Annotated in this window: 11 protein-coding genes; 4 read left to right on the top strand and 7 right to left on the bottom strand. The window is 71.2% G+C overall.

Annotation, left to right across the window (positions count from 1 at the left end; translation table 11 throughout):
* Positions 1–52: 52 nt before the first annotated feature.
* Positions 53–1,159, bottom strand: coding sequence for a 2-phospho-L-lactate transferase CofD family protein (locus tag AB0C01_RS16835; protein WP_357571547.1), 1,107 nt, complete (start codon positions 1,157–1,159; stop codon positions 53–55).
* Positions 1,156–2,058, bottom strand: coding sequence for an RNase adapter RapZ (gene rapZ / locus AB0C01_RS16830; protein ID WP_357571563.1), 903 nt, complete (start codon positions 2,056–2,058; stop codon positions 1,156–1,158). Before rapZ ends, AB0C01_RS16835 begins: the two co-directional genes overlap by 4 nt.
* A 251-nt stretch (positions 2,059–2,309) precedes the next feature.
* Between rapZ and AB0C01_RS16825 the strand changes: the two genes are divergently transcribed.
* Both AB0C01_RS16825 and recQ read left to right on the top strand, forming a co-directional pair.
* Positions 2,310–2,654, top strand: a complete 345-nt coding sequence (locus tag AB0C01_RS16825) for a hypothetical protein (RefSeq protein WP_355033230.1) — start codon at positions 2,310–2,312, stop codon at positions 2,652–2,654.
* 79 nt (positions 2,655–2,733) lie between these two features.
* Entirely contained in the window at positions 2,734–4,575 is a 1,842-nt protein-coding gene (gene recQ / locus AB0C01_RS16820; RefSeq protein ID WP_357571546.1) for a DNA helicase RecQ, read from the top strand.
* 121 nt (positions 4,576–4,696) lie between these two features.
* Here recQ and AB0C01_RS16815 read toward each other — a convergent pair whose 3' ends face one another.
* The 5 genes from AB0C01_RS16815 to rsgA form a co-directional block, all read right to left on the bottom strand.
* Entirely contained in the window at positions 4,697–5,359 is a 663-nt protein-coding gene (locus tag AB0C01_RS16815; RefSeq protein ID WP_357571545.1) for a C39 family peptidase, read from the bottom strand.
* Between the two features lie 709 nt (positions 5,360–6,068).
* Entirely contained in the window at positions 6,069–8,057 is a 1,989-nt protein-coding gene (gene uvrC, locus AB0C01_RS16810; protein WP_357571544.1) for an excinuclease ABC subunit UvrC, read from the bottom strand.
* Positions 8,058–8,213: 156 nt separating this feature from the next.
* Entirely contained in the window at positions 8,214–8,699 is a 486-nt protein-coding gene (locus tag AB0C01_RS16805; protein ID WP_357251369.1) for a Rieske (2Fe-2S) protein, read from the bottom strand.
* A 224-nt stretch (positions 8,700–8,923) separates the two neighbouring features.
* A complete protein-coding gene (gene uvrA / locus AB0C01_RS16800; RefSeq protein WP_357571543.1) occupies positions 8,924–11,869 on the bottom strand; it encodes an excinuclease ABC subunit UvrA in 2,946 nt (981 codons plus the stop codon).
* A gap of 165 nt (positions 11,870–12,034) precedes the next feature.
* A complete protein-coding gene (gene rsgA, locus AB0C01_RS16795; protein WP_357251363.1) occupies positions 12,035–13,105 on the bottom strand; it encodes a ribosome small subunit-dependent GTPase A in 1,071 nt (356 codons plus the stop codon).
* 179 nt (positions 13,106–13,284) lie between these two features.
* Here rsgA and AB0C01_RS16790 point away from each other — a divergent pair, with 179 nt between their 5' ends.
* Positions 13,285–14,001: a maleylpyruvate isomerase family mycothiol-dependent enzyme gene (locus tag AB0C01_RS16790; protein ID WP_357251361.1), complete on the top strand. Its 717-nt coding sequence runs from the start codon at positions 13,285–13,287 to the stop codon at positions 13,999–14,001.
* A 7-nt stretch (positions 14,002–14,008) separates the two neighbouring features.
* The gene (locus AB0C01_RS16785; protein WP_357571542.1) at positions 14,009–14,662 is read left to right on the top strand and encodes an MBL fold metallo-hydrolase; all 654 of its coding nucleotides are present in this window, start codon (positions 14,009–14,011) and stop codon (positions 14,660–14,662) included.
* Positions 14,663–14,835 lie beyond the last annotated feature (173 nt).

Genomic DNA, 14,835 nt, shown 5'->3' with positions numbered 1-14,835 from the left:
TGCGTCCCCTCACGGACCGGTTCCGGCGTGTCGCCGGAGATTACGTACGTGTCTAACGATCGGCGCCCAGGACAGGCACCAGCGCGGCGCCCAGGGCAGCCGGATCATGGCGGGGAGTGCCGTCGGTGACGGCGACGGGGGCGAGGACCAGGCGGGCACCCAGCGATTCTGCCGCACGTTCGACCGGTTCGGGGTCACCCACCGCCAGGGCATCGGCGAGCACGAGATCCACCTTGAGCTCGGCCAGGTACCAGTGCAGGGCCGCGAGGTGGTCGGCGACCGAGAGCCCGAGGGTCTCCTTCTCCGCGGCGAGGTTCAACGTGACCAGCCGCCGGGCCGAGGTGGACACGATCGCGTCGGCCAACTGCGGCACCAGCAGGTGCGGGAGCACGCTCGTGTACCAGCTGCCCGGCCCGAAGATCAACCAGTCCGCCGCCATGATCGCCTCGATGGCCTCGGCACAGGCTGCCGGGGCGGCGGGCGTGAGGCGCAGCGACTCGACCCGCCCGGTGGTGACCGCCACCTGGTGCTGGCCGCGCACGGTCCGCACCTCGTCGGGGGCGGCCGGGTCGACACCGCGTACCTGCGCCTCGATGCCGACCGGCTGTCGGGACATCGGCAACACCCGGCCGACCGCGCCGAGCATCGCGCCTGCGTGCTCCAGCGCGGCCACCGGGTCACCGAGCAGCTCCATGAGACCGCAGAGCACCAGGTTGCCCACCGCGTGCCCGGCCAGCCCGTCGCCGGGCGCCGCGCACCGGCCGCCCGTACCCTGGCCGCCCGTGCTCTGGTCACGCGGGCCGAGGCCACCGGCGCCCTGGTCACGCGGGCTACGGCCGTCGGTCGCCGCCGGGTCCGGGTCGGCTTCGCCAAGTTGGGGTACGCCGGCCGGCACGGCGGCGAAGCGGTGCTGGAACAACCCGGCGCTGCGTCGGGTGGCCGGGTGGTCGCCGGCCAGCGCCACCAGCGCCTGACGCAGGTCACCCGGGGGCAGTCCACCCCGCTCGGCGCGCAGGCGGCCGCTGGAGCCGCCGTCGTCCCCGACGGTGACCACGGCGGTGATGTCGAGATCGAGTTCGGGTGCGCAGTGGCGCAGCGCCCGCAAGGACGCGGAGAGCCCGTGCCCACCGCCGAACGCCACCACCCGGCGGGCCGTCATTCGCGCCCCAGGTCGCGGTGCTGGGCGTTGGCCGCCAGCCCGGAGTGGCGCAGGCGGCTGGCCAACTCCTCGGCGATTGCCACGCTGCGGTGCTTGCCGCCGGTACAGCCCACGGCGACCGTCAGGTACCGCTTGCCCTCCCGCTCGAAGCCGGCGGTGGTGGCGTTGACCAGGTCGGCGTACGAGGTGACGAAGGCTTCCGCGCCCTCCTGACCCAGCACGTACGCGCTGACCGCCTCCTCCCGACCGGTGTGCTCGCGCAGCTCCGGCACCCAGTACGGGTTCGGCAGGAAACGGGCGTCGAGCACGAAATCGGCGTCCGGCGGCAGGCCGTACTTGAAGCCGAACGACAGCACGGTGACCCGCAGCCGGCGGGCGTCCTCGCCGCCGAACAGCTCCTCGATGCGACGCCGGAGCTGGTTGACGTTGAGGTGGCTGGTGTCGATGATCACGTCGGCCTGGTCACGCGCCTCCTCCAGCAGGCCACGCTCCACGGCGATGCCGTCCGCCAGCCGCCCGTCGCCCTGCAACGGGTGCGAGCGCCGGACGCTCTCGAACCGGCGGATCAACACCTCGTCGTCGGCGTCGACGAAGACCACCCGGGGCGAGAAGCCGCGTTCCTTCAGCTCCCGGATCGCCCCGGCCAGGTCCGTGGAGAAGGCCCGCGACCGGACGTCCAGCACCATCGCGGTACGCCGAGCCGCCCCGCCCGCCTTGAACGCCAACTCGGCCATGTCCAGCATCAGCGCCTGCGGCAGGTTGTCGACCACGTAGTAGCCGACGTTCTCCAGCGCCCGGGCGACAGTGCTGCGGCCACCCCCGGAGACGCCGGTCACCACCACGAGTGTGGTCTCCGACTCGGCCGCCAGCTGCCCGTCCACGGCAACCGGATCGTCGATCCGGTCACCGGCTGCGCGCGCCTCGCTCACCCGTACCCCCAAGCTGTGGCGCCGCGGCCCCCTCGGCCGCGATTGGTCAATCAGCGACTCTATCCCGCCATCCGAGCGGGGGCCGGCACCTGTCCCGGGTCGTCCGGCGACCGACGGTCGGCGGTCGTGCTCCCGACAGTCGTCGGCCTTGATAACGATCAGTAGGCATCAATAAGCTCTTCGTGATCGTCGCAGGTCAGACCGACATCTGGGAGGGTGCGATGCACGACCTTGCGGACAAGAACAAATACATCGGCTTCCTGTTCATGCGGATCAGCCCGGAGTACTTCGCGCTCGGCCGGGAGGGCATCCACGAGGTCTCCGCCGAGCACGCACGGGACCTGGGCCGCTTCGCCAAGCAGCTCACGCACGTCGTGACGACCGGGGTGAACGGCAAGTACGACCAGGTCACGATCGTCGAGGGCGACACCCTCGAGGAGATCAACGCGGCGGCCACCGCGTTCCGGATGGGCGGCAAGGCCCGCTACATCGAGATCGTCGACATCGTGGTCGGGATGAAGGCCCCGCCGCGCGGTCTGGCGAACCGGTCCAGCCAGCCCGGCTGACCGCACCGCCCGCCCGACGCGCCCACCCACTCGGGAGCGCCGGGCGGGTGCTGTCGGGGTGGGCTCGTAGACTCCGCGGATGGCTTCCCCCACCGACCTGCGTACCGAAGGCGCGCTGCCGGTGCTGCGCCGGGTGTTCGGCTACGACGCCTTCCGCGGTTTCCAGCAGCAGGTGATCGACCATGTGGTCGCCGGCGGCGACGCCCTGGTGTTGATGCCCACCGGTGGTGGCAAGTCGCTGTGCTACCAGATCCCGGCCCTGGTCCGCGACGGCGTCGCGGTCGTCGTGTCCCCACTGATCGCGCTCATGCAGGACCAGGTGGACGCCCTCACCGCCGTCGGCGTCCGCGCCGGCTTCCTCAACTCGACCCAGACCCTGGACGCCCGACGCCGGGTCGAGGCCGCCTTCGTCGCCGGCGAGCTGGACCTGCTCTACCTGGCCCCGGAGGCGCTCGGCGTCCGCTCCACCCTCGCCCTGCTCGACCGGGGGCGCATCTCCCTGTTCGCGATCGACGAGGCGCACTGCGTGTCCCAGTGGGGCCACGACTTCCGCCCCGACTACCTCGCGCTGTCGATGCTGCACGAGCGCTGGCCAGAGGTGCCGCGGATCGCGCTGACCGCCACCGCGACAAGCGCCACCCGCACCGAGATCGCCACCCGGCTCAAGCTCGACGACGCGCGGCACTTCGTGGCGAGCTTCGACCGGCCCAACATCCAGTACCGGATCGTGCCCAAGCGGGAGCCACGCAAGCAACTGCTGACGCTGCTGCGCGACGAGCACCCCGGCGACGCCGGCATCGTCTACTGCCTGTCCCGCGCCTCGGTCGACAAGACCGCCGAGTTCCTCGTCACCAACGGCATCGCCGCGCTGCCGTACCACGCCGGGTTGGACGCGGCCACCCGCGCTCGCAACCAACAGCGCTTCCTGCGCGAGGACGGCCTCGTCATGGTGGCCACCATCGCCTTCGGCATGGGCATCGACAAGCCCGACGTCCGATTCGTCGCCCACCTCGACCTGCCCAAGTCCGTCGAGGGCTACTACCAGGAGACCGGCCGCGCCGGGCGGGACGGCCTGCCCTCCACGGCCTGGCTGGCGTACGGGCTGCAGGACGTCGTCCAGCAACGCAAGATGATCGAAACCTCCGACGGCGACCTCGCCCACCGCCGCAACCTCGCCGCGCACCTGGACGCGATGCTCGCCCTCTGCGAGACGGTGCGCTGCCGGCGGGTCCAACTGCTCGAATACTTCGGCGAGACCTCCACGGCAGCCTGCGGCAACTGCGACACCTGCCTCACCCCACCGGAGACCTGGGACGGCACGGTCGCCGCCCAGAAGTTGCTCTCCGCGATCTTCCGTCTCGACCGCGAGCGCAACCAGCGCTTCGGCGCCGGGCACTGCATCGACATCCTGCTCGGCAAACAGACCGACAAGATCAGCCAGCACGGTCACGACTCGCTCACCGTCTTCGGCATCGGCTCCGAGCTGAGCGAGGCGGAGTGGCGGGGCGTGGTCCGACAACTGCTCGCCGAAGGGTTGCTCGCTGTGGAGGGCGACTACGGCACGCTCGCCCTGACCGAGGCGAGCGCCGACGTCCTGGGTCGCCGCCGCACGGTCACGATGCGCCGCGAGCCGGAGAAGCCGGCCTCCAGCCGCTCGTCGAAACCACGCGGCGCGGCCACCGTGGTGGCCGAGCTGACCCCGGCCGCCGCGTCGCTGTTCGAGCGACTCCGGAGCTGGCGGGCGGCCAGCGCCAAGGAGCAGGGCGTCCCGGCGTACGTGATCTTCCACGACGCCACGCTTCGACAGATCGCCAGCGACGCGCCGGGCACGCTGGCCGACTTGTCCCGCGTCAGCGGGGTCGGCGAGAACAAGCTCGCCAAGTACGGCGAACAGATCCTCGGCGTCCTCGCCGTCGACTGACGTCAGCGATGCCGAAGGGCCGAACCCCGTGGGGGTCCGGCCCTTGGCTGGTGCGGCCTTGCCGTGGTGCGGCCTTGCGGTGGTGCGGCGTTGCCGTGGTGCGGCCTTGCTGGTGGGTGGGTCAGCTGGTGGCGTAGCCGCGGGTGGCGATCCAGTCGGCGAGGTGCTCGACGGTGATCCAGTAGGAGGCGGTGTTCGGGTCGGCGGAGTCGGCGATCTTGACGGTGGTGCCGTTGTCGCGGTAGCCGACGACGCTGATGTAGTGCCCGCCCTCGTAGGAGTGCACACCGCCGTCGGTGTCGGTGCTGGTGCCGGCGATGTTCGCGACCACGGCCCGGCCGTCGTCGACGGTCGTGACGATGTCGGCGCGTAGCCGGTCGGTCTGCTTGGCGTCGGCGTCGGGGCTGCTGATCTCCACGCTGTGGTAGGCGTCGGTCTTGCCGGTTTCCTTGTTCAGGACCGGGGTGATGTCGTTGATGCTGTTGGTGCCGGCCTCGGTGGTGCCCATTTCCTTGGCCATGTCATCGACGTTGATGTTCTTGCCCTGCACACTCAGGGCGTTTCGGGTGGCGGCGGGGCCGCAGTAGTAGAAGTTCGGCTGCGCCTCGTAGCGCACGCCCAGTTCGCGCTCACCGTGACCCTTACGGTCGGTCTGGGTCTGGGTGGTGGGCTTGTCGGTGCTGGGCGCGGCGAACGCGGTGGTGACGGGTCCGGCGATGGCACCGCCGGTGAAGGCGAGGCCGGCGGCGGTCAGGGCGGTCTTACGGATCAGATCGGTACGCATGATGGCGTGCTCCTCTGCATCGGGGGTGCCCACACCACACCCGGGGGTGGGTGATCGTGCGGGAAGTGCGAGGGGGGTTCTTGCCCGGCGACCCGCAGGGGTCGGCGTCGGGACAGGGTGTAACCGTTCGCGGTGGCGGGTCATTCCGCCTCCCACCGGGGGTGGCGCATTCCGCGTGCCCGGGGGTTGGCCGGTGGTGGTGCTCGGCCGTGCGGGGGATGTAACCGGGGCGGCCTGCCGGATGTTCCCGCCGGCTGCCGCGCTCCGCGACCCTGACTGCTGCGGTGGGCCTGACTGTGCGGGGTCTGCCAGGTATAACGACCCCGCCCGGCCACCGATTCCGCCGCGAGGGTGACCCCGACCCCAGGACACGGGGCGCGAAACCAGACAACCACCTCACCCCGACACCCCCGGAACCGGACATCAGGCCCCCGGCACCCGCACCCCACGCAAGCCACGACCCGCGCACGTTCCGGAGAGTGCTGCCTCAGGTCGCAGCGAGGCAGCAGTCCCCTGATGCTGCGCGGATCGTTACCGCGGTGGCAACACCCGACACCGCCGCCGATACGCCCGGCGATGACACCCACCCCATGATCGTGCTCGATCCAGGAAACAGGCCCCTCACCGCGCGGACGAGACCACTACAACCAGGATCGAGCACGATCATCGGTGCCGCGACTGACCACGCGCGGAGGAGACGAGGGCAACGTCAGGTGCCGGGGGCCGCTTCCGCGCTCTCGACGGTCGCCGTGTCCTTGTCGAGGGCGGCCAGGATCGCCTCGGCGGTGCGTCGACCCACCCCGGGCACCTCGGTGATCTCCTCGACCGTTGCGGCGGAGAGCCGCTTGAGTGACCCGAAGTGGCGCAGCAGCGCCTTGCGCCGCACCTCCCCGAGGCCGGGCACGTGGTCCAGTGCCGACTCGGTCATCCGCTTGGATCGGCGCTGCCGATGGAAGGTGATGGCGAACCGGTGGGCCTCGTCACGGACCCGTTGCAGCAGGTAGAGCCCTTCCGAGGTGCGCGGCAGGATGACCGGCAGCTCGTCGTCCGGGAGCCAGACCTCCTCCAGCCGCTTGGCCAGACCGCAGAGCGCCACGTCGTCGATGCCCAGGTCGGCGAGGGCCTGCGCGGCGGCCGCGACCTGTGGGGCGCCGCCGTCGACGACCACCAACTGTGGCGGGTACGCGAATTTCCGCGGCCGGCCGGTGGTCGGATCGATCAGGACGCCGACCTGGGGCTCCACCGCATCCTCCGGGGCGGCCGGGTCGTCGGCCGACTCCACCCCCACCTCGCCCGTCTCGGCCCTCGCGTCGAGGTATCGGGCGAAGCGGCGGCGGAGGACCTCGGACATGGCGGACAGGTCGTCGGTGGCGCCCCGGACGATGAACCGGCGGTACTCGCTCTTGCGGGGCAACCCGTCCTCGAAGACCACCATGCTGGCGACCACGTCGGTGCCCTGGATCTGGGAGATGTCGAAACACTCGATGCGCAGCGGCGAGGTGCGCATGCCCAGCGCCTCGCTGATCTCGTCCAACGCCTTGCCCCGGGTGGTCAGGTCACCGGAACGCTTCAGCTTGTGCCGGGCCAGCGCGTCCTTCGCGTTGCGCTCCACCGTCTCCATGAGTGAGCGCTTGTCGCCGCGCTGCGGCACCCGCAGCGACACCCGGCTGCCCCGGTGCTCGGAGAGCCACTCCGCCAGCGCGTCGGCGTCGGCGGGCAGCTCGGGCACCAGCAACTCCCGGGGCACGTCGGCCTCGCCCTGCTCGCCCCCGTACACCTGGGTGCAGAAGTGGTGCACCAGGTCGCCGGTGGTCAGGTCCTCGGTCTTCTCCACCACCCACCCTCGCTGGCCGCGGACCCGGCCGTCGCGGACGTGGAAGACCTGCACGGCCGCCTCAAGCGGATCGTCGGCGAACGCGACCACGTCGGCGTCGGTGCCGTCGCCCAGCACGACTGTCTGCTTCTCCATGGCCCGGCGGAGCGCGGCCACGTCGTCCCGCAGCCGGGCGGCACGCTCGAACTCCAGTTGCTCGCTCGCCTCGGTCATCTCGCGCTCGATCTTGCGGACCATGGTGTCGGTGCGCCCGGCCATGAAGTCGCAGAACCCGTCGACGATCGCGCGGTGTTCGTCGGCGGAGACGGTGCCGACGCACGGCGCCGAGCACTTGCCGATGTAGCCGAGGAGGCAGGGACGGCCGACCTGACCGGCGCGTTTGAACACGCCGGCCGAGCACGTCCGGGCGGGGAACACCCGGAGCAGCAGGTCGAGGGTCTCGCGGATGGCCCAGGCGTGCGAATACGGACCGAAGTAGCGCACCCCCTTGCGCTTGGCGCCGCGCATCACCTGCAACCGGGGGTATTCCTCGTTGAGGGTGACGGCCAGGTAGGGGTACGACTTGTCGTCGCGGTAGCGGACGTTGAACCGAGGGTCGTACTGCTTGATCCAGGTGAACTCGTGCTGGAGCGCCTCGACCTCGGTGCCGACGATGATCCAGTCCACCGACTCGGCGGTGGTGACCATCTGCCGGGTGCGCTCGTGCAGATTCCAGACGTCGCCGAAGTAGGAGTTGAGCCGGCTGCGCAGGTTCTTCGCCTTGCCGACGTAGATCACCCGGCCGGTCCCGTCGCGGAAGCGGTAGACCCCCGGTGACTCCGGGATGGTGCCGGGTGCGGGACGGTAGGTCGAGGGGTCAGCCACGTCAACAAGCCTAGTCCGCACCACCGACAGCCCGTTGCCGGCGCTAGATCCACTCGGTTTCCGGGAAGTCGGGGTGTCGGCTGGACGCGGATACCCCGACTTCCCGAAACGCGAATCGATTGGTGGCGGAGGCGCGCTGGTCGCTCCCCCGAACCGTCAGGCCAGCGAGATCTGGTCTCCGGTGACCTTGATGTCCCTGGGAGGCAGCGGCTTGGTGGCGGGGCCGGCCTTCACCGAGCCGTCCTCGATCGAGAACTTGCTGTTGTGGCAGGTGCAGTTGATCGTGCCGCCGTCGACGTTCGTCACCGGGCAGTTCTGGTGGGTGCAGATCGGGCTGAAACCCTTGAACTGGCCGGCCACCGGCTGGGTGATGACCACACCCTGGGCGGCGAGGACCTTGCCGCCACCGACCGGGATGTCGGCCGTGGTCGCCAGGGACTGGGCACCCTGCCGGTCGCCGCCGCCGGCGTCACCGCTGCTGGGCACCGCCGGGCCACCGCTGGTGGGGGCATCGCTGCCACTGTCGCCGTCGTCACTGCCGCAGGCCGCCAGGACGACGGCCGCGCCGACCGCCCCGACGCCGGTGAGCAGGGTGCGCCGTGTCTGCGTACCCGGACCGGTCAGCGCCTGATCGTCACTCATGCCTCGCCTCTCTCTAGCCCGCCGCGCCGGTCAAGAGCCGGCCACACTTTGTCCACACGAGCAACTGTGCCGGATGGTTCACCACGGCATCCGTCCGAACCTGAAATGGGACGGGGTGCCCCTCGACCGATCAGGTCTCGACGGCACGGGCAGCGCGACGCCGGTCGGGACCGCCGCAGGCGACCCGACCGGCGTCGCGCGCGCCGGACTCTGGCAGGTGGAGGTCACCGTGCGGCGGCGGGCACCTTGCGGCTCGCCCGCGCCTTGGTGACACCGTTGGCCTTGGCCGCCCGGGTGGTGGCGGCCGCCGCGCCCGCCGCCGCGCCGTCGAGCTTGAGCACCTGGCGCAGGAACTCGCCGGTGTGGCTCTCGGCGACCTCGGCGACCTCCTCGGGGGTGCCGGTGGCGAGCACGGTGCCGCCCCGGTGGCCCCCCTCCGGACCCATGTCGATCAGCCAGTCGGCCGTCTTGATCACGTCGAGGTTGTGCTCGATGGTGATCACCGTGTTGCCCTTGTCGACGAGCCCTTCCAGCACCATCAGCAGCTTGCGGATGTCTTCGAAGTGCAGACCGGTGGTCGGCTCGTCGAGCACGTAGACCGTCCGCCCGGTGGAGCGCTTCTGCAGCTCGGAGGCGAGCTTGACCCGCTGCGCCTCGCCGCCGGACAGGGTTGGCGCGGGTTGACCGAGGCGTACGTAGCCCAGGCCCACGTCGACAAGGGTCTTGAGGTGCCGGTGGATGGGCGGGATGGCGGAGAAGAACTCGGCGGCCTCCTCGATCGGCATCTCCAGCACGTCCGAGACGGTCTTGCCCTTGTAGTGCACCTCCAGGGTCTCCCGGTTGTACCGGGCACCCTTGCAGACCTCGCAGGGGACGTACACGTCCGGCAGGAAGTTCATCTCGATCTTGATCGTGCCATCGCCGGAGCAGGCCTCGCAACGCCCGCCCTTGACGTTGAAGGAGAACCGACCCGGGCCGTACCCGCGGACCTTCGCCTCGGTGGTCTCGGCGAAGAGCTTGCGGACGTGGTCCCAGACCCCGGTGTAGGTGGCCGGGTTGGAGCGCGGCGTACGGCCGATCGGCGACTGGTCCACGCCGACGACCTTGTCCACGTTCTCCAGACCGGAGACCCGGGTGTGCCGGCCGGGCACCAACCGGGCGCCGTTGATCTGGTTGGCCAGCACCGCGTACAGGATGTCGTTGACGAGCGTCGACTTGCCGGAGCCACTGACCCCGGTGACCGCGATGAGCTGGCCCAGCGGGAACGGGACGGTCAGGTTGCGCAGGTTGTGCTCCCGCGCGCCGTGCACCACCAGCTCCCGGCCCGGATCCTGCGGCCGGCGGGTCGACGGTGTCGGGATCGACCGACGCCCGGACAGGTACGCCCCGGTGATCGACTCCTTGTTCTTCAGCAGTGCGGGGACCGAGCCGCTGTGCACGATCTTGCCGCCGTGCTCACCCGCGCCGGGCCCGATGTCGACGATCCAGTCGGCGGTGCGGATCGTGTCCTCGTCGTGCTCCACCACGATCAGCGTGTTGCCCAGGCCGCGCAGCCGGATCAGGGTCTCGATCAACCGGTGGTTGTCGCGCTGGTGCAGCCCGATCGACGGCTCGTCGAGCACGTAGAGCACGCCCACCAGGCCGGAGCCGATCTGGGTGGCCAGCCGGATGCGCTGCGCCTCGCCGCCGGAGAGCGTGCCGGCCGGGCGGTCCAGGAAGAGGTAGTCCAGGCCGACGTCGAGCAGGAACCGCAGCCGGGCGTTGATCTCCTTGAGGACCCGCTCGGCGATCATCTTCTGCCGGTCGGTCAGCTCGATGCCGGCGAGCAGGTCGGCGCACTCCCCCACGGACAGGTTGCAGACCTCGGCGATGCTCTTGCCGGCGAGGGTGACCGCGAGCACCTCGGGCTTGAGCCGGGCGCCGCCGCACGCCGCACACGGCACGTCGCGCATGTAGCCCTCGTACTTGTCGCGGGACCACTCGGACTCGGTGTCGGAGTGCCGCCGCTCGATCCACTGCACCACACCCTCGAAGCCGGTGTAGTAGGAGCGCTCACGGCCGTACTTGTTGCGGTAACGCACGTGCACCTGGTCGTCGGAGCCGTGCAGGATCGTCTTCTGCGCCCGCGCCGGCAACGCCCGCCACGGGGTGTCGACGTCGAAGTGCTGGGCCTCGCCGAGCGCCTCCAGCAGGCGCAGGAAGTATTCCAGGTTGTGCCCGGTGGACCAGGGCTGGATGGCGCCCTCGCGCAGGCTGCGCTCCGGATCGGGGACCAGCAGCTCCGGGTCGACCTCCTTCTTGGTGCCCAGACCGGTGCACTCCGGGCAGGCGCCGTAGGGGGCGTTGAAGGAGAAGACCCGGGGCTCGAGATCCTCGATGGCGAGCGGGTGGTCGTTGGGGCAGGCCAGGTGCTCGGAGTAACGGCGCTCCCGGTCCGGGTCGTCCTCGGCCAGGTCGACGAAGTCGAGCAGCACCAGACCGCTGGACAGGCCGAGGGCGGCCTCGACCGAGTCGGTCAGCCGCTGCTTGGCGCTCGCCTTGACGGTGAGGCGGTCGATCACCACCTCGATGGTGTGCTTCTCCTGCTTCTTGAGCTTCGGCGGCTCGGTCAGCGGGTGCACCACGCCGTCGACCCGGGCCCGGGCGTAGCCCTTGGCCTGGAGCTCGGCGAAGAGGTCGACGTACTCGCCCTTGCGCCCACGGATCACCGGGGCGAGCACCATGAACTTGGTGCCCTCGGCCATCGCGAGGACCCGGTCGACGATCTGCTGAGGGCTCTGCCGGGAGATCCGCTCGCCACAGACCGGGCAGTGCGGCTCGCCGATGCGCGCGTAGAGCAGACGCAGGTAGTCGTAGACCTCGGTGATGGTGCCGACGGTCGACCGCGGATTGCGCGAGGTGGACTTCTGGTCGATGGAGACGGCGGGGCTCAGGCCCTCGATGAAGTCGACGTCTGGCTTGTCCATCTGGCCGAGGAACTGCCGGGCGTACGACGAGAGCGACTCGACGTAGCGGCGCTGCCCCTCGGCGAAGATCGTGTCGAAGGCCAGGCTCGACTTGCCCGACCCGGACAGCCCGGTGAACACGATGAGTGCGTCCCGGGGCAGGTCGAGACTGACGTCACGCAGGTTGTGCTCGCGCGCGCCACGGATGATCAGTCGGTCGGCCACGGTGCGTGTACTCCCGGGAGAAGACGAAGCGAAGGATCTGTCCCGCTCTGGGTTGATCTGAGCGGTCGTGCGGGCGCAGGAAACACGCCTCGGCAACTCTAGCCCCGAGGTATGACAGTTTCCCCCGCCCGCACATTCCCCCAGCTCAGCCCGGTCGGCCGCCGATCAGTACCCGCCGGGCGACGGAGGCCGGGCAGCCCGTCGCCGGGCCGAGCGCCACCCGCCGCGCCGCTCCGCCGCCACCCGCGCCTCGCGCCGTCGACCCTCCTGGGCCACCTCACCCTGCAGCCGCCGCCAGCTCTCCCATCGGCGGGTGGGGAGCTCGCCGGTCTGCAGCGCCTCGCGGACCGCGCAGGCGGGCTCGCCGTCGTGGCCGCAGTCGGCGTACCGGCAGCCCTGCGCCAGACCGGCGATGTCCGCGAACGCACGGTCGAGCCCGACCGCGCCGTCCAGCAGGCCCACCGCGCGCACCCCGGGCGTGTCGATCACGGCACCGCCACCGGGGATCGGTACGAGGGCCCGCCAGGTGGTGGTGTGTCGACCCTTGCCGTCGACGCGCCGGATCGCCTGTGTGGGCATCATCACCGCCCCGACCAGGGCGTTGACCAGGCTCGACTTGCCGGCGCCGGAGGGCCCGAGCAGACCGAGCGTGCGGCCTGGCGTCACCTCGGCGCGCAGCGGGTCCAGCCCGACGCCACGTTCGGCGCTGACCGGCAGCACCGGCACCCCGGGGGCGACCGCGGCAAGCTGGCGGGCCAACGCGGCCGGATCGGCCGCGAGGTCGGCCTTCGTCAGCACGACAAGCGGCCGGGCACCGGACTCGTGGGCCAGGGCGAGCAGTCGCTCGATACGGCCCACGTCCGGCTCGGGGTGCACCGGCTCCACCACGGCGGCCGCGTCCAGGTTGGCGGCCAGCACCTGGCCGCTGGCGTCCTTGCCGGCGGTACGGCGGATCAGCGCGCCCCGCCGCGGCAGTACCACCTCCGCGGTGACGCGCCGGTCCGGCCAGTGGGTGAGCAGCACCCAGTCTCCGGCGCAGGGCAGCGCCGACGGATCCCGGGCGGCGGCGGCCAGCACCCCGCCGCCCAGGCTGGCCCGGACCGGGCCGGCCGCCGTGAGCACCGTGCAGACCCCCCGGTCGACCCGGGCCACGCGGCCCGGGTGGTGCTCGCCGCGTCGCGCGGCGTACGTCGCCCGCTCGGCATCCCAGCCGAGCGCGGTCAGATCGATCGTCATGGCATCCTCATCGGTGTCGGAGCAGGTGATGGCGGAACACGCGTGCCACGTCCGGCATGATCACCACCTCCGTCCGATGTCCCGGTGCCGCGTCTGCCGCTGACGGTAGGTCGCCGGCCGGCACGCCGAAAGCGATTTCCCCGGCGACGGCGCGGGCGGCGGACCGCTAGGGTCGACGGGTGACCACGGATCCGCTCCTGCTGATGGGTGAGGTGGACGCGGCCACCAGCCGGCTCCTGCGTACCGCAGCGTCGTTCGACGCCGCGGACCTGGCCGCGGCGTCGCTGCTGCCGGGCTGGACGCGCGGCCACGTGCTGACCCATCTGGCGCGCAACGCCGACGGTTTCGTCAACCTGCTCACGTCGGCCCGCACCGGCGAGGCACTGCCGATGTACGCCTCGCTGGCGGCCCGCGCCACCGACATCGAGTCCGGCTCGGGTCGGCCATCCGGCGAGCACCTGGACGATCTGCGGCGTACCGCCGACCTGTTCGCCGAGGCGGTCGCGGCGATGCCCGCGCAGGCCTGGGCGGCGACGGTGCAGGCGCGTAGGGGACCCTGGCCGGCCGCGCTGCTCGTGTGGGGTCGGCTGCGCGAGATCGAGGTGCACCACCTCGACCTGGCCGCCGACTACCGACCCGCGGACTGGTCGGAGACGTTCGCCCTCCGGCTGCTGCGGGAGGCCGCCAGCCATCACTCGACGGGTCCGACGCCGCCGTCGTTGGTGCTACGCCCGGACGGCAGCGGGCACGAGGTGGTGATCGGGGACCGCGTCGGCGCCCCGGTCGTCGCCGGTGCCGTGCCCGACCTCGCCGCCTGGCTGATCGGCCGCGCCGACGGCGGCCCGCTCTCCGTCACTCCCGACGGCCCCCTGCCTACTCCACCGGAATGGATATAGAAGCGTCATGACATATAGCGGAGACGTCACCCACGGCGGCGCGCCGGCGGTACGCGAGCTGGACGGGCTGACCATCAGCAAGCTGTCGGTGGGTCCGATGGACAACAACGCGTACCTGCTGCGCTGCACGGGCACCGGTGACCAGGTGCTGATCGACGCCGCCAACGAGGCGCCCCGGTTGCTGGAGCTGATCGGCGACGGTGGGCTCACCGCCGTGGTGACGACGCACCAGCACATGGACCACTGGGTGGCCCTGGAGGAGGTGGTCGCCAAGACCGGCGCGCGGGCGCTGGTGCACGTCGACGACGCGGACGGGCTTCCGATCGAGGCGGAGCGTCTCGGCGACGGCGACACCGTGCCGGTCGGCGACTGCGCGTTGGAGGTCATCCACATCAAGGGGCACACCCCGGGCTCGATCGCCCTGCTCTACCGCGACCCGGCCGGCACCCCGCACCTTTGGACTGGCGACAGTCTTTTCCCAGGTGGCGTGGGCAACACGGACAAGGACCCGGAGCGCTTCGCCGCGCTGATCGACGACGTCGAGCACAAGCTGTTCGATCAACTGCCGGACGACACCTGGTTCTACCCCGGCCACGGCAAGGACAGCACCCTGGGAGCCGAGCGCCCAGCCCTCCCCCAGTGGAAAGCAAGAGGCTGGTAACCGCCTCCACATAAGCAACATCAACGTCGACCAAAAACCACCAAGATCTCTCAACCCCCCGGCGGGCGAGGCACGCACGGACGCGCAGCGCCCACGACGGGGGCGGGGCCTGCCGTGCCCGGCGCAGGGATCAAGCCTGACCGCCCGGAGCCGGGCCGGAAAGCGGTCCGCGT

This window comes from Micromonospora sp. NPDC048905, from assembly GCF_040649655.1.
Classification (GTDB): domain Bacteria; phylum Actinomycetota; class Actinomycetes; order Mycobacteriales; family Micromonosporaceae; genus Micromonospora.
Note: the sequence above shows the minus strand (reverse complement) of the source record. Positions and strands in the feature narration are given on the sequence as shown.

Coding starts and splice junctions, on each gene's coding strand:
- AB0C01_RS16835 (WP_357571547.1), bottom strand. CDS start 1,159: ATGACGGCCCGCCGGGTGGTGGCGTTCGGCGGTGGGCACGGGCTCTCC.
- AB0C01_RS16825 (WP_355033230.1), top strand. CDS start 2,310: ATGCACGACCTTGCGGACAAGAACAAATACATCGGCTTCCTGTTCATG.
- recQ (WP_357571546.1), top strand. CDS start 2,734: ATGGCTTCCCCCACCGACCTGCGTACCGAAGGCGCGCTGCCGGTGCTG.
- AB0C01_RS16815 (WP_357571545.1), bottom strand. CDS start 5,359: ATGCGTACCGATCTGATCCGTAAGACCGCCCTGACCGCCGCCGGCCTC.
- AB0C01_RS16805 (WP_357251369.1), bottom strand. CDS start 8,699: ATGAGTGACGATCAGGCGCTGACCGGTCCGGGTACGCAGACACGGCGC.
- rsgA (WP_357251363.1), bottom strand. CDS start 13,105: ATGACGATCGATCTGACCGCGCTCGGCTGGGATGCCGAGCGGGCGACG.
- AB0C01_RS16785 (WP_357571542.1), top strand. CDS start 14,009: ATGACATATAGCGGAGACGTCACCCACGGCGGCGCGCCGGCGGTACGC.